Origin of the sequence: Nocardioides sp. URHA0032 (assembly GCF_000620645.1) — a bacterium.
In the GTDB taxonomy this organism is placed as follows: Bacteria; Actinomycetota; Actinomycetes; order Propionibacteriales; family Nocardioidaceae; genus Nocardioides.
Genome location: NZ_KK211159.1, coordinates 423068 through 442265, shown reverse-complemented (window position 1 = coordinate 442265; position 19198 = coordinate 423068). Strand labels below are relative to the sequence as shown.

Here is a 19198-nt window from a genome sequence, read left to right as displayed (position 1 = left end):
GAGACGACGAGGATGCAGCACCGAGAGCCCGTTGCCAGGCGGCTGTACGACCTCACCGAGCCGATCTCGCTGGTCAACTTCTTCTCCGAGGAGCCGAACGACTCGATGGCGGCGCTCGGCTTCGACAACTACTGGGACGGCTACTTCGCCGGTCGCGCGGCGCCGCTCGGACTGGTCCCCGCCGAGGTGGTCCATGCGGCCTTCTACAACTTCGCCGACGGCGAGGCGGCCCGCCACATCCCCCGGGTCTGGGACACGACCACGCCGGCGGCAGCGCACGCCGCGCGCGAGCAGGGCTGCGTGACGGCACTGCGCCGAATCCTGGGCGACCTCGTGGAGACCGCCGGGTTCGCCCGGGCCGGCGACCTCCTCGCCCGGGCCTCGACGAGCGCGCCGACCGAGGGACGCGTGATGTACGCCGGCCTGCGCGCGCTGCCGGTGCCCGAGGAGCCCGTGGCCCGGCTGTGGCACGCCGCCAACATGCTGCGCGAACACCGCGGGGACGGCCACATCGTGGCCCTGGTGTCGGAGCGGATCGGCGGTACCGAGGCCCACGTGCTCAGCGCCCTCGAGATGGGCATCCACCCGGCGGAGTCGTTCGGCCGCATCCACCACCTCCCCCGAGCCAGGCTGGCCACGGTCATGGGCGGGCTGCGCGACCGCGGCCTCGTCGATGCCTCCGGCCACCTCACCGGAGCCGGGCGTGCGACCAAGGAGCGGATCGAGGCCCTGACCGACGCGCTGGCGGAGCCGCCGTACGCCGGGCTCGACGAGGGCGAGCTCGGCGAGCTGGTCATCGCGCTCGAGCCGATCTCCACCAGGCTCCGGGCGACCGGGTCGCGGTAGGGAGCACTGCTCAGTTGATCTCGGGCAGTTCCTGGGCGGCGCCGAGCAGCGCCCGGAACGGGTCGCCGCGATCGGCGAGCCGGTCCAGGACCGTCCGGATGGTCCACCGGTCGGGCCGGAGGTCCGGGTCGTCGAGCTCGTCCCACCCGATCGGCACCGAGACCGGGGCGCCGGCTGCCGGCCGCGGCGAGTACGGCGCCACCAGCGTCTTGTTGATCGCGTTCTGCGTGTAGTCGAGCCGCGCCAGGCCCCGGCGCGCCTTGACCTCCCACTTCCAGCTCACCAGCTCGGGGACGACCTTCCCGACCGTCCGCGACAGCTTCTCGACCCAGGCCCGGGTGTCGTCGAACGTGTAGCCCGCGACGAGCGGGATCCACACCTGGATCCCGCGCCGCCCGGTGACCTTCGGTCGCGCCGCCACACCGAGGTGCTCCAGCGCCGTGCGGTGCAGCCGCGCCAGCACCAGCAGCTCGTCCCAGCTGGTCCGCTCCCCCGGGTCCAGGTCGACGAGGGCGTACGTCGGCTCGTGCGGGGCCTCGGCGCGCGAGGTCCACGGGTGCCACTCGAGCGCCCCGAAGTTGGCGACCCAGACGAGTGCGGCCGGCTCGTCCGGCACGACGTACGCCGTCGTCTCGCCCTCGTCCGCATCGGGGTTCTCCCAGCACCTCAGCCACTCAGGAGCGTGCTCCGGGCGCTGCTTGTGCCAGAACCCCTTGCCGTCGGCGCCGTCGGGGTAGCGGTGCATGTTCAGCGGGCGCCCCTCCAGGTACGGCAGCGCGTACGGCGCGATCCGTGCGGTGTAGGCGAGCAGCTCCCGCTTGGTGATCGGCGGGTCTCCCCCGAACAGCACCTTGTCGAGGTTGGTGACCTTCACCCGGCGGCCGAAGACCTCCCACGTGCCCTGGTGTCCAAGCGCCCCGAGGGCGTCGATGGCGGCGTCCGGCAGCGGCTCGGGGAGCAGCGACACGCTCGCCTCCGCGGCCGGAGCGTCGGACCGCCAGAGCCGGTCCGGATCCGCCTCGACCTCCTCGTTGGTGCGACCGCTGAGCACCGAGCGGGGGTGGTCCTCCGGATCCCAGCCGTCGACGGCGTGCGCGTCGTGCTTGTGCAGGAGCATCCACTCCTCACCCTCGCCGCGGCGGACCAGGACCAGGCGGCCGTGCAGCTTCTCGCCGTGCACCTCCGCGTGCAGCTCGCCGGACCGCACGGCGGCGCCCGGGTCCGCGGTGTGCACGGGTTCCCAGGTGCCGGTGTCCCACACGATCACGTCGCCCCCGCCGTACTCCCCCGACGGGATCACGCCCTCGAAGTGGAGGTACTCCACCGGGTGGTCCTCGACGTGCACCGCCAAGCGGCGGGCCGCGGGGTCGAGCGTCGGTCCCTTCGGGACCGCCCAGCTGACCAGGACGCCGTCGATCTCGAACCGCAGGTCGTAGTGCAGGCGGCTCGCCCGGTGTCGCTGGACGACGAACCTCCGTCCCGCACCGTCGGCCGCGACCTCTCCCGCGGGCTCGGGGGTACGTGCGAAGTCCCGCTTGTGGCGGTAGGCGTCGAGCTGGTCAGCCATGACGTGACGGTGCCCGCAGCGGCGCGCGAGCACGCGCGTGGGAGGACGTGAGTCGGGTACCGGCCGCGCATGCCGGACCTGTTGCTCGGTGCGCTCACCGCCGACCCCGCCGGCCTGCTACCGGCGCGCGAGCAGATGGCCGTCTCGCTGGGCTGGCACATCGTGCTGGCCTGCTTCGGTGTCGCGTTCCCCACGATGATCTTCGTCGTCCACCGGCGCGGCGTGGTCCGCGACGACGCCGTCGCCCTGCGGCTGGCACGGCGATGGTCGAAGGTCGCCGCGGTGCTGTTCGCGATCGGGGCGGTGTCCGGCACCGTGCTCAGCTTCGAGATGGGGCTGCTCTGGCCCGGGCTGATGGGGCCGTACGGCGACGTGCTCGGCCTTCCGTTCGCGTTCGAGGGGTTGTCGTTCTTCGTCGAGGCGATCTTCCTCGGTCTCTACCTCTACGGCTGGGACCGGATGCCGCCGCGACGGCACCTCCTGCTGCTGCTCCCGATGGCGGTCGCCGGGATCGTCGGCAGCTACTGCGTGATCTCGGTGAACGCCTGGATGAACATGCCCACCGGGTTCCGGGTCGTCGACGGCCAGGTCACGGACGTCGACCCGTGGGCGGTCCTGTTCAGCAGCGGCACCGTCCTGAGCTTCGCCCACATGTGGGTGGGAGCGTTCATGGTGGTCGGCTTCGTCGTCGCCGCCGTCTACGCCGCCGGCATGCTCCGTGGCCGCCGCGACGACCACCACCGGCTCGGCTTCACGGTGCCCTTCGGGTTCGCCTCGGTGGCCGCGGTCGTGCAGCCGGTGATCGGCCACGTGCTCGGGATGCGGCTCGGGGAGACGCAGCCGGCGAAGCTCGCGGCGTTCGAGCTGGCCACCACCACCGAGCAGCCCGCACCGCTGCGCATGGGCGGGCTGCTCGTCGACGGCGACCCGCGCTTCTACCTGGCGATCCCCCGCTGGGGGTCGTTCATCGCGCGCGGCTCCTTCCGCAAGCCGGTCGCCGGGCTCGACACGGTGCCGCGGGAGGACTGGCCGCCGGTGAACGTCACCCACGTGGCCTTCCAGACCATGGTCGGGATCGGCACGCTGCTCGCGGTCGCCGTGGTCGTCTTCTGGATCGCCCGCTGGCGGGGCCGGGACCCGCTCGCCCACCGACCGGTGCTGCTGGGAGCCGTGCTGGCCGGGCCCTTGGCAGTCCTGGCCCTGGAGAGCGGGTGGGTCGCCACCGAGGTCGGGCGGCAGCCGTGGACCGTGTGGCACGTGCTGCGCACCCCTGACGCGGCGACCGACAACCCCGGCATCTGGTGGAGCTTCGCGGGTGCCTGCCTGCTGTACCTCGGCATGACCGTCGCGGCGTACGTCGTGCTGCGTTCGATGGCGCGGCGCTGGCGGGCCGGCGAGGAGCACCTGCCGAGTCCGTACGGACCGGAGGAGGTTCCACGGTGAGCCTCCCCGAGCTCGTGGCCGCGGCGCTCTTCGCCGGGGTGCTGGCGTACGGGCTGTTCGGCGGCGCCGACTTCGGCACCGGCTGGTTCGACCTCACCGCCGGGGGCAGCGCCCGCGGCGCCGCGGTCCGGACCCAGGTGGACGAGAGCATCGGGCCGGTCTGGGAGGCCAACCACGTGTGGCTGGTCTACGTGCTCGTGACCTGGTGGACCGGCTTCCCGGAGACGTTCGCCGCAGCAACCACGACGCTCTTCGTACCGTTCCTGCTCGCGCTGCTCGGCATCGTGCTGCGGGGGGCGGCGTTCGCGTTCCGCAAGTACTCCGGCACCCTCGGCCAGGCGCGGGTCTTCGGCGCTGTCTTCGCCGCCTCGTCCCTGCTCGCGCCGTTCTTCCTCGGGACCATCGCCGGTGCGATCGCCTCCGGCCGGGTGCCCGCCGAGGGGTACGGCGACCGCTGGCACTCCTGGCTGAACGCGACGTCGCTCTTCGGCGGTGCGATCGCGGTCGGGACCTGCGCCTTCCTCGCGGGCGTCTTCCTGACGGCGGACGCCGCCCGGGCCGGACGCGTCGCGCTGGCACGGACGCTCCGCCGGCGGACCGTGGGCGTCGGCGTGGCCACGGGTGCGCTGGTCTTCGCGGCCCTGGTCCCGATCCTCCACGACGCGCCGACCCTGGCCGACGGCCTCACCGGCCGCGCCGCTCCGCTCGTCGCGCTGTCCGGGCTGGCCGGTGTCGCCACGCTCGTGCTGCTCGTCCGGCACCGGTACGCCGCCGCCCGGGTCGCCGCCGTGCTCGCGGTCGGGTCCGTGCTGCTGGGCTGGGGCCTCGGGCAGTACCCGTGGCTGCTGGTCGACGAGGTCACCATCGAGCAGGGAGCGGGCGCACGCGCGACGCTCGTCGGCCTGCTGGTCGCGGTCGGTCTCGCCGTCGTCGTCGTGCTCCCGCCCCTGGTGTGGCTGTTCCGTTCCACCCAGTGGCCGGCGACAGCCGAGATCACCGACCACGGCGCCGGCCGGTAGGCGAGCCGCACGTCGCGTCCGTCGACGCCGACCCTCCACGAAGCGAGCTTCGCGACCTATGGTGCATGGGTGAGCCCGTACGGGAGCGGATTCTGGGCTGGCGAGCTCGACGGCCTCGTGGGGAGGGACCCGGTCCTGGTCGCCGTGCGTGACCTGCTCGCCGCCGGCGACCGGACGGTCGTGCTCACGGGCCTGCCGGGCTCGGGGAAGACCTCGGTGCTGACGGTGGCCGCGCGTGCCCTGGCGGCCGACGGCTGGCTCGTGCTGCGCATGACCGGGTACGAGAGCGACCGCGACCTGGCGTTCGGCGTCCTCGTCGACCTGCTCGCCAGCGCGCCCGACGCCGAGGAGGTCCTCGACCACGTCGTGCCTGACCCGGACCGGGCCACGGTCGTGGACCCCCTGCGGCTCCGGCTCGACGTCCTCGCCTGGCTCGAGCAGGTCAGTGAGTCGCGGCCCGTCGTCCTCGTCGCCGACGACCTGCAGTGGTGTGACGACAGCACGCTGTCGGTGCTCGGCTTCGTCGCGAACCGGCTGGCGGGGTCGGACATCTCCGTCCTCGCCGCGACCCGCGCGGACGTCCCGCCCGCACCGCTGCGGCACCACACGCACCTGGCGCTGCCCGGGTTGACCGACCGCGACGCGCGGGTACTGCTCCGGCGGGCCGGCTTCGCCAGCCCGCCGGCGTGGGTGATCGAGCGAGCCGCCGGGAACCCGCTCGCGCTGCTCGAGCTCGGTCGAGCCGCCTCCGACGGCGCCGGCGAGACGGCCCCGTCGAGCGTCGAGACGGCGTTCAGAGAACAGGTGGCCGAGCTGCCGGCCGCCACCCGGTCGGCGCTCCTCCTGGCGGCGACCGGTGTCGGCGATCTCGCGGTCCTGGGCCGGACCACGGACCCCGCCGAGCTCGTCGCGGCGCTGGCGCCGGCCGAGGCGGCCGGTCTCGTCACCGTGGTCGACCACGTCGTGACCTTCCGGCATCCGCTCGTGGCCGCCGCGGTGGGCGGTCTCGCGACCACGACCGACCGGATGGCGGCCCACGCCGCGCTGGCCGCCGCCTACGAGGACGACGTCGAGCGTGCTGCCTGGCACCGCGCCGAGGCAACGGTGGTGCCGGACGAGGACGTGGCCCGGGCGCTCGTCACCGCCTCGTCGCTGGCGACCCGTCGAGGAGCGAGCGCCGAGGCGGGGCGGCTGATGGCGCGAGCCTCCGAGCTGAGCCCCGACCGGTCCGACCGCGAGGAGCGGCTGCTCTGGGCCCTGCAGATCAGCGTGAACGCCGGCAGCTTCGACTGGGTGGTCGAGGCCGGTGGCCGGCTCGAGCTGGAGGCCGAGGACGTGTCCGTCCAGGCGCGCGCCGCGCAGTCCGCCGCCTACGCCCTGGCCCAGACCGACCGGTCGAGTGCGGCGCGCCGGGCCTGCTCGTCGTCGACACTGGCCGGCCTGGTCGCGAGCACCTCCGCCGGGACGCTGACGTACTCCGCGGCGGCGCCGTCCCGGACGAACGGGATCAGGCCGTAGACGGCTTCGGCCAGCAGCGGCGCACGGACGCCCGCACCCAGCTTCACCACCGCGCCCGAGAACTCGTGCGACGGGATGATCGGGGTCCGGTCCCGCCCACCCGGGAGCATCGCGTCCGTCCAGGTGGCGTCCCAGGTCAGCTCGTCCGGCGTGATCGACGCGGCATGCACGGCGACCAGGACCTCACCGGCTGCGGGCTCCGGCCGCGGGGCCTCCTCGAGGACCAGCTGCTCCGGTCCGCCGCGACGGTGCGCCCGGACCGCGGTCATCGTGGTCATCTCGTCTCCCGTGCCGAGGCGGTCGCGCCGAGGAGGCCGAGCAGCGGGAGCAGGATCTCCGTCACCAGGACGACGACGTTGAGTGCCTGCATCGAGGAGTCGTCGAGCGGGTGGCTGAGATGGAAGACGAAGTGCGGGACGCTGTACACCAGCCACCCGAGGCCGGCGGCCAGGAACAACGGACGGGACGGCCGCCACGCGGCCACCAGCGCCACCACGGCCATGCCGTTGACGAGCCCTCCGATGTCCCGGACGAGGTGCTCGTTGTACGGTCCCTCGGTCGCGACCCAGCCCATCCCGTTCGGGAAGTCCTGGAAGAAGGACTGCGGCGCGAGCTGCGCCCACAGTCCCTGGTAGAGACCGGCTGCGGCCAGCGCCAGCAGGGCGATCCGGGCGACCCACAGGCGAGCGGGGTCCGGCCCTGCGGCGAGGGTCCGGTCCGGTCTCATCGTGTTCGAGCCCTCCACGTGGTCACGCATGCGACGACTCCTTCCTTCCTCTGTCCGGCTCCCACCGGTTCGGGGAACCACGCTGTCCCGGACGCCTGTTGCTTCGCATCCGCCACCGGACAGCCATCTCGTCCGGCGACGGAGGACCGGGGGTTCAGCTCGTGAGCTCGACGCGGTCGAGCTGGCTGCGGGAGGTGATGCCGACCTTCGCGAAGACCTTCCGCAGGTGGTACTGGACCGTCCGGGCACTGATGAACAGGCGGCTCCCGATCTCCGGGTTCGAGAGGCCCTCGCGCGCGAGCTGGGCGATCAGGACCTCCTGGGGCGTCAGCTCCTGGGTGGCGGGCGCGGAGCGCCGGCGTGCTGTCTCGCCGGTGGCCAGGAGCTCACGCCGGGCTCGGGCTGCGAACGACTCCATGCCCATGGCGTCCAAGGCCTCGTGCGCAGTCCGCAGGTGCTCCCGCGCCTCCGTGCGGCGGCGCCCACGGCGGAGCCACTCGCCGTACACGAGGTGGGTCCGCGCGAGCTCGGCCCGCACCTGGGTGTGCTCGAGCCAGGAGATCGCCTCCAGGAAGGCGGCGTCCGCCGCCTTCCCGCTGCTCACGAGCGCACGCGACCGCGCCTGCACGCCGAGTGCCCACGGCGTGCCACTGGCTGAGGTCATCTCGGTGAGCCACTCCACCGCCTCCGCGGCCTGGGCATCGTCGCCGCAGCGGCACGCGGCCTCGATGAGCTCGGCCGCCGCCCAGTTGGCGATGCCCGGGTAGCGCAGCTCCGGGTACTCCTGGTGGTACAGCGCCTCCCGGGCCGCCGCGGCCGCCTCGGCGTACCGGCCCTGGCCGTTGTACAGCACCGCTCGCGTCCACTCCCCCACGGCGATGCTGATGCCCTCGCCCTTGGCGACCGCATCGCGGCCGGTCAGCTCGACCAGCCGCTCCGCCGTCTCGTCCTGGCCGCGCATCGCGGCGAGGCACATCGCGCTGTACGGCGCGAGCTGGCTCCCGGTGGCGCTGGTGACGGTCTCCTGCTCCTCGACCAGCGCAGCCGCGGTGGTCAGGTCGCCCGCGAACAGCAGCACCATCGCGCGGGTGCTGAGTGCCAGGGGCAGCTCGCTCAGGGCGCCCGTGGCGTGCGCGAGGTCCACGTAGCGGCGGGACAGCGTCAACCACTGGTCGTCCTCCCACAGGTGCAGGGCCGCGGAGCTGATCGGCCACAGCAGCCGCAGCTCCTGGTCCGGCGTCATCGTGTCGGAACCGAACGACGCCAGCGCCTGGCGGAAGTGCGGGACGCCCTCGGCGTACCCCTCGTTGAAGTTCGCCGTGAGTGCCAGGAGCAGCCAGTCGGTCGGCTCGGTCGGGTCCCCCGACCGCGCTGCGACGCCCGCCGTCCGGGCCACCTCCCGGACGGTTCCGCGCGCGGTCGCTGCCCGGCCGGCGAAGGTCGCCGCGTTCAGGGCACCGAGGTACACCACCCGTGCGGACCCGGGGTCGATGGCCTCGAGCTCCACGGCTGCGGCGAGCAGGAGTGCCGGCGCCTCCCCACCGCGGTGGAGGACGAAGGCCAGCTGGGCGCGGATCAGGCTGATCTGGGCCTTCTCGGGCTCCTCGAGGGGGCCTGCCTCCGCCAGGTCGAGCAGCTCGGTGGTGGCCGCGAACGCGCCGGCCTGGAACTGGGCCACGGCCGCGGTCAGCGCCCGCTGGGCGCGCTTCCTCGGATCGATCGTCAGAGCCACTGATCGCTGGAGGAACGCCGCCGCCGCGGCCAGGCCGCCCCGGGCCCCGGCCCGCGCAGCGGATCGCTCCAGCTCGTCGGCGACCTCCTCGTCGGGGCCCGGCGTGGCGTGCGCGAGGTGCCAGCTGTAGCGGTCCGGGTCCGCGGCCCGGTCCGTCTCCTCCGCCAGCGCGCGGTGCGCGGTCTGGCGCTCCGCAGCCGGTGCCGACCAGTAGCTCACCGACCGCGCCAGCGGGTGACGGAACCTGACCCGGCTGTCGAACTCGGCCAGCCCGTGGTCGGCAGCAGCCGACGCGGCGTCTCCCCTGATGCCCAGGTGCCGGGCTCCCCGCCACACGAGCCCGGAGTCCCCGGTCGGGTCCGCCGACGCGAGCACGAGGAGTCGGCGGGTGTCGTCCGGCAGCGCCCTGATCCGACGGCGGAAGTCGTTCTCGACCGTCCTTGCGATCCCGCTGCCGTGGGGGATCGCGAACCCGCCCGCCAGGTCGTCGGCCGTGCGGCCCCGCGGCAGCTCCAGCAGGGCGAGGGGGTTGCCGCGGGTCTCGGTCACGATCTGGTTGCGCACCCGTTCGTCCAGCGAGCCGGTCAGCACCGAGTCCAGGAGTGCGCGCGCATCCGGCTCCTCGAGCCCGTCGACCGGCAGCTGCGGAAGGCCCGACAGCTCGTCGTCCAGCACGCGCGCTGCGAAGACGAGGCCGATCGACTCGGCCCCGAGACGCCGGGCGACGAAGGCCAGGACCTGACGGGACTCCTGGTCGAGCCACTGGTGGTCGTCGACGAGGCAGAGCAACGGGCCCTGGGCCGCCTCCTCCGCGAGCACGCCGAGCGTGGCGAGCCCGACGAGGAACCGGTCCGGCGGCGGGCCCGCCGCCAGTCCGAACGCGGTCGCGAGCGCGTCGCGCTGGGGGCCCGAGAGGCGGTCGAGGTTTCCGAGCATCGAACCGCACAGCTGGTGCAGGGCCGCGAAGGGGAGCTCCATCTCCGACTGCACGCCCGAGGCGCGCACCAGCCTGCCGTCGGCACCGCGGGCGGCGACGTACTCCAGCAGGGCGGTCTTGCCCACGCCCGCCTCGCCGTGGACGACCAGTGATCGGCTGGCCCCGGACCGGACGTCGGCGACCAGCTGGTCCAGGAAGGCCTTCTCACTGTCCCGGCCCGTCAGCGGGCTCCGGTGCTCACGATCTCCCATGAGGGGAACGCTGCCCGTCGGCGGACGGATCCGGTATCGGACGACTGACGTAGATGCGTACGTGAGGCTGGCCAGTGGCGGATGCGACGGCTGGTGCCCGGCGGCGATCGTTGCCGAACCACCACCCCCAGAGGAGTACCGCCGTGGTCACTCACGCAGCTGACGGCGTCGCCGGCCCCCCGGTTCCCGACACGCCCCTGACCCGGGACATCACCGAGTACGTGCGCGAGGTCGAGGACGACCTCCTGTTCGATCACTCGCGCCGGGTCTACTTCTTCGGTGCGCTGCACGGCCGCCGGCGTGGCCTGGAGCCCGATCTGGAGCTCCTCTACGCCGGGGCGATGTTCCACGACGTCGGGCTGACCGAGCCCTACCGCAGCACCTCGTCGGCGCGGTTCGAGGTCGACAGCGCCGACACCGCCCGCGACTTCCTCGTCGAGCGCGGCGTCGACGCTGCCCTCGCCCGCAGGGTCTGGCTCGGCATCGCCCTCCACACCACCCCCGGCATCCCCGAGTTCCTCGAACCCGAGGTCGCCCTGGTCACCGCCGGCGTGGAGACCGACGTGCTCGGGATCGGTCTCGAGCTCCTCGCTGCCGAGGCCCGGGAGGCGGTCGTCGCCGTGCATCCCCGGCCGGACTTCAAGCGGCGCATCCTGGCGGCGTTCACCGCCGGCATGCGCCAGCGGCCGGCCAGCACCTTCGGGACGCCGAACGCGGACGTCCTCGAGCACTACGACCCGACGTTCGCGCGGGAGGACTTCGTGGAGGTCATCCTGAACAGCGGGTGGCCGGAATGACCGTTCAGCTCGGGACCATCGGACGACGTGATGTGGAAGCCAGCGCCGCCCCCGTCGACGAGGTCGCCGTCCGGAAGCGGATCGAGCGGGACCTGCACGACGGCGCGCAGCAACGACTGGTCTCGCTCGGCCTCGAGGTCCACGGGGCGGTGGAGGTCACCCCGCCCGAGCTGACCGAGCTGCGCTCGCGGTTGGGCCGGATCAGCGCCGACCTGGTCGAGATCCTCGAGGAGCTCCGCAGGCTCACCCGCGGGCTCCATCCCGCCGTCCTCTCCGAGGGTGGCCTGGAGCCCGCGCTGAAGGCGCTCGCCCGGTGGTCCCCGTTGCCGGTGGAGGTGAACGCGCACCTGGAACAACGGGCGCCCGAACCCGTGGAGGTCGGGGCCTACTACCTCGTCTCCGAGGCGCTCACCAACGCGGCGAAGCACTCCGGAGCATCGCTGGTGCGGGTGGAGGCGGAGGTCCGGGACCGGGCCGTCGTGGTCGCCGTCCGCGACGACGGCGTCGGCGGAGCCGACCCGACGCGAGGCTCCGGGCTCATCGGGCTGAGGGACCGCGTCGAGATCCTCGGCGGGAGCATCGCGGTGTCGAGCCGTCCCGGTGAGGGGACCACGATCCGCGCGACCCTGCCGTTCGCCGCCTGAGAGCGACGCGGCCCCTCAGCCGGCCGGCGGGGCGGCGTGCGCCCTGCCGAACGCGGCCCGCAGGAGCCCACGCAGCCGGCGGCGACGCGCCAGGAGCAGGTTCAGCGCGAAGACGGCCAGCACGAAGGTCCCGGCGAACCGGACCGGAGTGGTCGGCCACACCACCTCCGCGGCGTAGACGCCCGCGGCGAGGAGCGCGTCGACACGCGCCGGCCGCAACGTCGCGAGCGCCGCGACGACGAAGAGCGTCACCGCGCCGGTGAGCGCCAGCTCGAGCTGCTCGCGCCCGGCCAGGGGCAGCGAGAACCCGCCTCCTCCCGCCAGGTACGCGATCGGCAGCGAGCCGAGGCCCAGCGTCCACTGACTCACCGACGACGCCAGGAAGAGCGCGAGACCCTGCGCGGGCCGCCGGTTGGCCACCAGGACCGCGACGACGATCACCTCGGGCGCCTCGGTGGCGACCGGCACCACGAGCTGGATCATCACGTAGGGGTCGACACCGATCGACGAGCCGGTCAGGAGCAGCGCATGGGTGAACGGGCTCGCGATCGTGACGACGACGAGGGCCGCCCCGATGATCAGCGCGGCGACCGCAGGACGCCGGTAGGACGGCGGGAGCGACAGCAGGCCCGCCGGCACCCCGGCGACGGCCGGCTCCTCGTCGGGAGAGCCCTGGACGCGGCGGGCGTACCACACGTACAGACCGAGGAGGACGACGCCGTCGAGCACGGACAGGCTGCCCCGGACGATGATCTGGACCGCGAAGACCGCGGTGACGAGCAGGATCCCCAGCTCCAGACGTCGATGTCCCGCCACCCGGACGGCCGGCGGTGGAGTGTGGCCCCGGCGCTGGGCGTTGAACGCGACGAGGAGCGGAAGTGCGATGGCGCCGGTGAGCAGGAGCCGGGTCGCGCCGGTCAGGTTCGCGGTGACGAGGTCCGCCCGCTGGATGAAGGCGAAGTGCACCTCGATGGTGAGCTCGGGCAGGACGCCGACGAGCGCCACCGCGGCGAGGACGAGTCCGCCGGAGAAGACCGCCTCCCCGGCGTCCGCCGCCCACGCCAGCAGGAAGGACGCCCCGATCAGCCCCGCACCGAGCCCGGCGGTCGTCAGCAGGACGGGGAGGAAGGGCCCCGCGAGGTGCACCGCCACCCCGAGGCCGGCACACCCCGACGCCGTCATCAGGTGTCGCACCCATGGCGCCTCCGTGTGCGGACGCACGACTCGACGCTGGTCAGGTCTCGGCACGGCCGTCCTCCAGTGCTGTCGGTCCGGGCTGCGGATCCGGCGTGGCCGCCACGTCGATGCGCAGGGTCTGGGTCGACGTCAGTCCGCCGCCCGCGCGCGACGATGTCGTGAGCCGGTAGTGGCCCGGCAGGGCCGGCGTCCAGGCGAACTCGGCGCGACCGACCGGGCAGGGGAACCGCCAGGTCGGCACGTCGTCGCTCGGTCCCTCGATCTCGACGAGGGCGGTGCTGCAGCCGGCGGCCCCGAACGCATAGCTGCCGGCGACACCCACGGTCGGGTGCTGTGGCACGTGGAGGAGCTGGACGGGCGGGGGCGCGACGGCACCCTGGGGCTCGTGGACCAGGAGCCGCAGCGTCACGGTGGTCGCCTGGTCCTGCTGTCCACGCGCTCGGATGCGGATGGTCGCGCGGCCCGGCACGTCGGGTGTCCACGACACGACCCCCCGCCCGTCGGTGAGGTCGTACCGTCGCTCGAACGCGATCCCGGACCGGGTGGAGACGGTCACGACCGCACGGTGGCCGAACAGGATGCGGAAGGGCACCCGGACGGCATCGCCCACCTCGGCCCGTCCCGGGCTCCCCAGGAAGCGGACCGACGGTGGGTGCCCCAGGACCCGGACCGACGCCGAGTCGGTGACGACGGTCTCGTCGAGGCCGATGACCGACACCTTCAGGTGCGCCCAGCCCGCGGCCGACGGCGTCCACCGGATCGTGCCCGTTCCGTTGGCCAGGTGCCGCCGGAACTGTTCCCGGCCGGCAGGCGAGGTGACGGTCACGGTCTCCCGCGCCGCGTTCCCGACGTCGAAGGAGATCGGGACGGACTGGTGCACCGTGGCCGGGTCCCGCGGCCTGCGCAGCTCGACGACCGGCGGTTCGTTCAGTGCCTGCCGGACAGCACTGACGATGTCCGGGCCCAGGCCGGCATGTCCGTCGATGTACGCCGTGACGCCCAGCAGCCGGGCCGCGCCCGGTCCCCGGGAGCCTTCGTACAGGCTCTGCGTCTGCAGGACACCACCGGGCAGGAGCAACAGGTGCGGCCGTCCGAGGATCACCGAGTCGATCGAGGACTTGTCCAGGTCCCGGACCTCGAGGTTCCGCAGTCCCAGGAGGTTCCTGACCCGCGGGGTGGCGAAGACCAGCCGGCTCACCTGGGCGGGGCCGAGGGTGACGGGATCGCGCGGGAGCGTCGTCGCCGTCAGGCGCGGACGGCCCGACGGATCGATCCAGCCGGTGAGCGTCGCCACCAGGTTCTGCCCCTGGCTCGGCACGTAGTAGGTCGTGAGCGCCAGTCCGGGCTCGGTCGCGCCCGGCGGGGACGAGAACGAGTACGACGGCTGCATGGTCAGCCGGAGGTCGTCCTCGTCCGACTGGTCGAAGTCGACGCCGCTGGCCACCTCGATCGGGCCGGACAGGGCGATCGGTCGGGACCACGCGTCGGAGTCGCTCGTGAACACCCCCGGATCGAGGGCGTGGTAGGTCTCGTACGCGGTGGCCTGCGCGGTGAAGAGCTGGGTCGGGTAGCGCAACCGGTCCTGCAGGTCCTGGGGCATGGCGTCCGCCGGCAGGAACAGCGACGGGTACGCGGCGGCCCAGGCCCGGACGACCGGGTCGTCGGGATCCACCAGGTAGAGGCGCACGCGCCCCGAGAACGCGTCGACCGTCGCGCGGACCGACGCGCGCGCGTAGCTCACGGCGGCATCGCCGATCTGGAACCTCTGCGCAAAGGGGTAGTACGAGCTCGTCGTGTAGCCGTCGACGACGAACTCGATGTGTCCGTCGCTGGTCAGGGGGACGGCGCTGGAGTCCCAGTGGATGAAGGGAGCCAGGGTGTCCAGGCGGTCGTGGACGTCGCGGTGCAGGAGGATGCGCGACTCCGGCGTGATGTCGTCGGACAGCAGGATCTGCTTGCTGCCGAGCGCTGCGGCGAACGCCGCCCGGCGGACCCAGCTGGACATGGCGATCCCACCGGTCCCGGTGTAGTGGTACGACGCACCTCCCGGCGTTGCGGCCGAGTGTCCGTCGACCTCCGCCCGGCGGGTGTCGGCCAGCACCCAGGAGGCGTCCTGGACACCCCCGGCCACGGGCGCGAAGTCTCCGAAGTAGATGCGCGGCTGGGACAGCCCGACGCCGCCCGCGAGCAGCCGCGGCCCGCGGTCCTCGCCCGTCTGCGTCGCCGAGAAGCGGATCAGGCCCGAGCCGTGGGTGTACGCGAGCCGGTCGTTCTCCCAGGTCCCGCCGTTCTCCGGCACCCCCGCCAGGTCGAGCTCACGGGTGCTCACCACCGTCGGCTGCCGTCGTCCGTCCCTCCTGACGACGTCGAGGGCCTCGTCCTCCGGGCGGAAGTAGGGCGTGTCGGTCACGAGCTCGCGCATCCGCGACCCGAGCAGGTCGTTGTCCCAGGTCTGCACGTTGCGCAGGCGCGGGCTGAGTGCGCCGAAGTCGGCCGCCGTGAACCGGTGGGTGGGCGCGTAGGTCCGCGCATCCAGGCCGTCGAGCCCGAGCCCGGCCCGGGTCCCCGCGATCGACTGCGCGACCAGCGCCTGCTCACGCAGGAGCGGGTTGGGATCGACGACGAACCGCTGCACCACGGGCGGGACCACCAACGCGATCAGCATGGAGCCGGCCACGAGGAGGACGAGAGGTACCCCCACCATGACCCGCGCCCTCCGACGGCGGCCGCGGCGTGCCACCAGCGGCGCAGCCAGGCACGCGAAGGCGAGCACGACCGCCAGCATCGACAGGTTCGTGAGTCCGGGCATCCGCACGTGCACGTCCACGTAGTCGGCCCCCGCGAAGGAGTCCGAGTCGTCGGGTGAGGGCTGCTGCAGCTCCAGGAGGTAGGTCTGCAGGTGCAGTCGCCAGGCGATCGTCAGGAGGAACGCCGCTGCCAGGAACGCCAGGTGCTGCTGGGCATCGAGCGTCAGTCGCCGGCGCCGCCAGCTGAGCTTCCCGCGCACGCTGTACGCGATCGCGACGCAGGCCGCGGCGACCACGACCAGCCACAGCAACAGGTCGACGACCAGCCGCTCGAACGGGAGGGAGAACACGAAGAACCCGACGTCCTTGCCGTGCACCGGGTCCGCGACCCCGAACGTCTGCCGGTGCCTCCAGAGCACGAAGGTCTGCCAGCGTCCGTCCACCGCCGACGCGAACATCCCGCCGATCACGAGGGGCGCCGCCAGCCGCCCGATCCGCACGACCCATCGGTACGTCGGCGGCGCGCCGCGGAGCGCGACGGCGAGGTTGGCGCCGGTGAACAACGCGACGGGGACCAGGACGAGGAGGCGGAACTCGAACCGGGCGACCAGCGTCCGGGTGAACACCTCACTCTGCCCGACCTCGCGGAACCAGAGGACGTCCGGCAGCGTCCGCATGACGACGTACGTGACGAGCAGCACGGGTCCGAGCACCACGACCATCGCGGTCGCCCGGGCGCGAGGGCGGAGCAGCAGCGGGCGGAGATCGGGCGGCTCCTCCGGCTCCTCCGGCTCTGGCTCCGGCTCCGGCTCCCCGTCCGGTACCAGCGGCACGAGCGCCCGCTCGTCCCGCAGGACCAGGGCTGCCGGCGCCACCGGCCCACGGCGACGGACGCCGTCCAGCCGGCCGTAGCGCGCGAGGAACGTCTCCAGCCCCTCGTCGCTCACCTCCCAGACGTACCGGGAGCCCCAAGCGCGCTTGCTCCCCTGGAGCTGGCTCGTGCGCAGCAGCGTCCGGACGGTCTGGGGGCTCGTGCCGAGGGCGCGGGCCGCCTCGTCCACGGTGAGGTGACCCCTCATGCGGTGCGAAAGTACCGGCGCCCTTTCGCACCGACAACGAAAGCAGCCGGGGTTCTTTCCCAGCCCGGCAAACCTTCCGGCCAGCCGGTACCGGGCCTACCGGCTACCCGGTAGTCACCCCTTCCCGCTGGCGGCGCCGACAGGCCCGCTCCCGGGACGGACGCTAGGTGGATCCTGAGAGGAGATCACCATGAAGCAACGCGAGATCGGCGCGGTCCTCGGTCTGGTCCTCGGTCCGGTCCTCGGTCTGGTCCTCGGCGCGGTGCCCGCGCAGGGCGCAGCCCTGGCCGCCCCGGCCGCCGCGAGCGCGGCGACGACGACCGACCCGTCCTGCGTGCCGGGCACGGCGGCCTCGGACCCGAAGGCTGCCGTCGCGAAGGCGAAGGCCGCGCTGGCGAAGGCCCTCACCGACATCGGCGCGGGACGCGCGCAGTCCGCCGCGCGCGACCTGAGGGTGGTGCGCCGTCAGGCGCAGAACGCCCACGCGACGGCGACGGCCCTCATCGGGCGCCCGCCGAGCGACCCCGAGTCCGACGAGCCACCGGGGCCGGGTGCGGTGCTCAAGGTGGCGGGCCTGGAGCACCGGGTCGTGACGGCGCTCGTCCCGTTGTTCGCCGACCCGCACGGGCAGGCGGTGCAGAAGCCGCTCTCCCGCGCGACCATCCAGGTCGTGGCCTGCCGGGACACGATGCTGGGCAAGGTGATCGCGCTGAAGCCGGGCAAGCGCGACGACTACGTCGACGGGCTGTCGGACACCCTGCCCAGCTACGACGCGGAGGTCTCGGCCATCGGGGCACAGCTCGACGGCAGCCTGCTGACCTCACGTGGGCGCACGACGCTCACCCGCGCGCAGCAGGTGGTGACGCGGACGCAGGCGAGCATGCAGGCCGTGTTCGGCGGCGGTGAGCGGCCGCCGGCAGCGCTGCGCTCACGTTGAGCTGAGGAAGGCGAGCACGGCGAGCACCCGCCGGTGGTCGACGGGCGCCTCGTCGAGGTCCAGCTTCGTGAGGATGCTGCGCACGTGCTTCTCGACGGTCCCCTCGGTCACCCACAGCGCCTGCGCGATGCCGAGGTTCGAGCGCCCCTGGGCCATCAGGGCGAGCACCTCGCGCTCGCGTGGGCTCAGCGATCCCAGCGGGTCCGTGCGCCCGCGCGCCGCGATCAGCTCCTGCACCAGCGCCGTGTCGACCACCGAGGCGCCGTGCGCCACGCGGACCAGGCTGTCCAGGAAGTCCTCCACGCCGACGACCCGGCTCTTCAGGAGATAGCCGATGCTGCGGCCGGTCGACAGCAACGTCATGGCGTGCTCGACGTCGACGTGCGCGGACAGCACCACGATGGCGATCCCGGGCAGCTCCTCGCGGATGGTCGCGGCCGCCACGAGCCCCTCCACGGTCTGCGTGGGTGGCATCCGCACGTCGACCACCACCAGGTCGGGCCGCCGCTCCCGGACCAGCATCAGCAGCCCCGCTGCATCGCCCGCCTCCCCGACCACGTCGAACCGCGGCCTCTTCAGGAGGCTGGCGATACCGGAACGGAGCAGGACGTCGTCATCGGCGAGCACCACTCGGAGCGGTCTCTCGAGCGGGCTGTCCATGATCCAGTATGGCCCATCGCGTGGTGCTGGCCGGTAGGTCGCGCGGTGCGCCACCCCCACCGCCGTCCGGCCGCTGACCGCGCAGACGAGCGGACCTCCTCGGGTGACGCTGAGCAGCATGACGGCGTACGACGTGGACGTCCTGCCGAGTCGCGACATCCCGGACGAGGACCGTTCGGGACGGCTCGTCGCGGGGCGGTACCGCATCCTCCGGCTCCTGGGCCGGGGCGGGATGGGAGCCGTGTGGCTGGCCGTCGACTGCGTCCTCGCACGCACCGTCGCCCTCAAGGAGTCCATGCGAAGCCGCGTCTGCACGGGAGACGGTGCGGACGATCCCCAGCTGCGCGAGGCCCGCGCAGCGTGCGCGATCAGCCACCCGGGCGTGGTGCAGGTCCACGACCTCGTGACCGACGGCGGCCGCCGGTGGATCGTCATGGAGGCGCTGACCGGGCACACACTGGCCGAGACCGTCCAGTGGCGGGGTCCCCTCTCGGTGACGCATGCGGTCGACCTCGGCCTCCGCCTGCTCGAGGCGCTGCAGGCGGTGCACGGCTGCGGGTTGGTCCACGGCGACGTCAAGCCGGGCAACGTCCACCTGACCGCGTCCGGGAGACCGGTGCTCACCGACTTCGGGCTCGCCATCGGGAGCGGGTCGCGCGCGTGGCAGGACGGAGGGTACGTCGTGGGCAGTCCTGCCCACACAGCCCCCGAGGTGGTCCGGAGCGGCGTGCGGACTCCAGCGTCGGACCTGTTCGCACTGGGGTCGACCCTCTACTACGCGGTCGAGGGCGTCCGCCCCTTCCAGGCCGGGGATCCCGTGGCCACGACGTTCGCCGTCCTGCACGACTCCCCCGATCCCGCCCTCGGCGGAGCTCCGCTGGGTCAGGTGGTCGATGGGCTCCTCGACAAGGACCCGGCACGGCGGTTGCGGGCCGAGGACGCCTACACCTGGCTCAAGGAGATCGAGTCGGAGCTCACCTGGTCATCGGTCGACCCCCTGGACCCGGCAGACGCCGCTTCCTGCTAGCAGGGGCGACGGGCGGCCGCTGGCAGCGATGCCCGCACGGCCGCGTTCGCGAATCGTGGTGACTGCGGAC

General features: G+C 73.3%; 14 protein-coding genes and 1 pseudogene. 8 read left to right on the top strand and 7 right to left on the bottom strand.

The genetic code is table 11. From position 1 onward, the window contains the following. Nucleotides 1-12 precede the first annotated feature (12 nt). Nucleotides 13-846: an SCO6745 family protein gene (locus N538_RS0115800; RefSeq protein ID WP_028638086.1), complete on the top strand. Its 834-nt coding sequence runs from the start codon at nucleotides 13-15 to the stop codon at nucleotides 844-846. Nucleotides 847-856: 10 nt separating this feature from the next. Here the strand turns inward: N538_RS0115800 and ligD are convergent, their stop codons facing one another. Beyond that, the gene (gene ligD / locus N538_RS0115795) at nucleotides 857-2413 is read right to left on the bottom strand and encodes a non-homologous end-joining DNA ligase LigD (RefSeq protein WP_028638085.1); all 1557 of its coding nucleotides are present in this window, start codon (nucleotides 2411-2413) and stop codon (nucleotides 857-859) included. A gap of 69 nt (nucleotides 2414-2482) precedes the next feature. On the opposite strand from ligD, the gene N538_RS0115790 reads away from it, so the two are divergent. The 3 genes and pseudogenes from N538_RS0115790 to N538_RS29730 all read left to right on the top strand — a co-directional run. Continuing rightward, a complete protein-coding gene (locus N538_RS0115790; protein WP_197025362.1) occupies nucleotides 2483-3856 on the top strand; it encodes a cytochrome ubiquinol oxidase subunit I in 1374 nt (457 codons plus the stop codon). Continuing rightward, nucleotides 3853-4875 (top strand): cytochrome d ubiquinol oxidase subunit II, encoded by a 1023-nt coding sequence (locus tag N538_RS0115785; RefSeq protein ID WP_028638083.1) that lies wholly within the window; start codon nucleotides 3853-3855, stop codon nucleotides 4873-4875. The genes N538_RS0115790 and N538_RS0115785 overlap by 4 nt, the downstream gene beginning before the upstream one ends. A gap of 69 nt (nucleotides 4876-4944) precedes the next feature. Then, nucleotides 4945-5400, top strand: a pseudogene (locus N538_RS29730) (AAA family ATPase); the annotation flags it as partial. 845 nt (nucleotides 5401-6245) lie between these two features. On the opposite strand, the gene N538_RS29725 reads toward N538_RS29730, so the two are convergent. From N538_RS29725 to N538_RS0115770, 3 genes are all read right to left on the bottom strand, one after another. After that, the gene (locus tag N538_RS29725; protein WP_442937175.1) at nucleotides 6246-6671 is read right to left on the bottom strand and encodes an alcohol dehydrogenase catalytic domain-containing protein; all 426 of its coding nucleotides are present in this window, start codon (nucleotides 6669-6671) and stop codon (nucleotides 6246-6248) included. Next, complete coding sequence (locus tag N538_RS25805) at nucleotides 6668-7150, bottom strand: DUF4345 family protein (RefSeq protein WP_051549346.1); 483 nt, start codon at nucleotides 7148-7150, stop codon at nucleotides 6668-6670. Before N538_RS25805 ends, N538_RS29725 begins: the two co-directional genes overlap by 4 nt. 124 nt (nucleotides 7151-7274) lie before the next feature. Then, a complete protein-coding gene (locus N538_RS0115770; protein ID WP_081790520.1) occupies nucleotides 7275-10040 on the bottom strand; it encodes a helix-turn-helix transcriptional regulator in 2766 nt (921 codons plus the stop codon). 143 nt (nucleotides 10041-10183) lie between these two features. Here N538_RS0115770 and N538_RS0115765 point away from each other — a divergent pair, with 143 nt between their 5' ends. Further along, complete coding sequence (locus N538_RS0115765; RefSeq protein ID WP_028638080.1) at nucleotides 10184-10837, top strand: HD domain-containing protein; 654 nt, start codon at nucleotides 10184-10186, stop codon at nucleotides 10835-10837. Beyond that, nucleotides 10834-11481 carry a sensor histidine kinase gene (locus N538_RS0115760; protein ID WP_081790519.1) on the top strand — a complete coding sequence of 216 codons (648 nt, stop codon included), beginning with the start codon at nucleotides 10834-10836 and terminating at the stop codon, nucleotides 11479-11481. Before N538_RS0115765 ends, N538_RS0115760 begins: the two co-directional genes overlap by 4 nt. A gap of 15 nt (nucleotides 11482-11496) precedes the next feature. Here N538_RS0115760 and N538_RS0115755 read toward each other — a convergent pair whose 3' ends face one another. Then, on the bottom strand, nucleotides 11497-12702 hold the full coding sequence (locus N538_RS0115755; protein ID WP_155992144.1) for a hypothetical protein: 1206 nt from the start codon (nucleotides 12700-12702) through the stop codon (nucleotides 11497-11499). A gap of 13 nt (nucleotides 12703-12715) precedes the next feature. Beyond that, nucleotides 12716-16504 carry a UPF0182 family protein gene (locus N538_RS25800; protein WP_081790517.1) on the bottom strand — a complete coding sequence of 1263 codons (3789 nt, stop codon included), beginning with the start codon at nucleotides 16502-16504 and terminating at the stop codon, nucleotides 12716-12718. A gap of 190 nt (nucleotides 16505-16694) precedes the next feature. On the opposite strand from N538_RS25800, the gene N538_RS0115745 reads away from it, so the two are divergent. Continuing rightward, the gene (locus N538_RS0115745; protein ID WP_028638077.1) at nucleotides 16695-17441 is read left to right on the top strand and encodes a hypothetical protein; all 747 of its coding nucleotides are present in this window, start codon (nucleotides 16695-16697) and stop codon (nucleotides 17439-17441) included. Here the strand turns inward: N538_RS0115745 and N538_RS0115740 are convergent. Next, nucleotides 17433-18101 carry a response regulator gene (locus N538_RS0115740; protein ID WP_036570745.1) on the bottom strand — a complete coding sequence of 223 codons (669 nt, stop codon included), beginning with the start codon at nucleotides 18099-18101 and terminating at the stop codon, nucleotides 17433-17435. The two genes, N538_RS0115745 and N538_RS0115740, sit on opposite strands and share 9 nt — an antisense overlap. A gap of 118 nt (nucleotides 18102-18219) precedes the next feature. Here N538_RS0115740 and N538_RS25795 point away from each other — a divergent pair, with 118 nt between their 5' ends. Further along, on the top strand, nucleotides 18220-19128 hold the full coding sequence (locus N538_RS25795) for a serine/threonine-protein kinase (RefSeq protein WP_155992142.1): 909 nt from the start codon (nucleotides 18220-18222) through the stop codon (nucleotides 19126-19128). The last annotated feature ends 70 nt before the right edge of the window (nucleotides 19129-19198 follow it).

Excerpts from the sequence above, each read along its gene's own strand:
- N538_RS0115800 (WP_028638086.1), top strand. The coding sequence starts at position 13 with ATGCAGCACCGAGAGCCCGTTGCCAGGCGGCTGTACGACCTCACCGAG.
- ligD (WP_028638085.1), bottom strand. The coding sequence starts at position 2,413 with ATGGCTGACCAGCTCGACGCCTACCGCCACAAGCGGGACTTCGCACGT.
- N538_RS0115790 (WP_197025362.1), top strand. The coding sequence starts at position 2,483 with ATGCCGGACCTGTTGCTCGGTGCGCTCACCGCCGACCCCGCCGGCCTG.
- N538_RS29725 (WP_442937175.1), bottom strand. The coding sequence starts at position 6,671 with ATGACCACGATGACCGCGGTCCGGGCGCACCGTCGCGGCGGACCGGAG.
- N538_RS25805 (WP_051549346.1), bottom strand. The coding sequence starts at position 7,150 with ATGCGTGACCACGTGGAGGGCTCGAACACGATGAGACCGGACCGGACC.
- N538_RS0115770 (WP_081790520.1), bottom strand. The coding sequence starts at position 10,040 with ATGGGAGATCGTGAGCACCGGAGCCCGCTGACGGGCCGGGACAGTGAG.
- N538_RS0115760 (WP_081790519.1), top strand. The coding sequence starts at position 10,834 with ATGACCGTTCAGCTCGGGACCATCGGACGACGTGATGTGGAAGCCAGC.
- N538_RS25800 (WP_081790517.1), bottom strand. The coding sequence starts at position 16,504 with ATGAGGGGTCACCTCACCGTGGACGAGGCGGCCCGCGCCCTCGGCACG.
- N538_RS0115745 (WP_028638077.1), top strand. The coding sequence starts at position 16,695 with ATGAAGCAACGCGAGATCGGCGCGGTCCTCGGTCTGGTCCTCGGTCCG.
- N538_RS0115740 (WP_036570745.1), bottom strand. The coding sequence starts at position 18,101 with ATGGACAGCCCGCTCGAGAGACCGCTCCGAGTGGTGCTCGCCGATGAC.
- N538_RS25795 (WP_155992142.1), top strand. The coding sequence starts at position 18,220 with ATGACGGCGTACGACGTGGACGTCCTGCCGAGTCGCGACATCCCGGAC.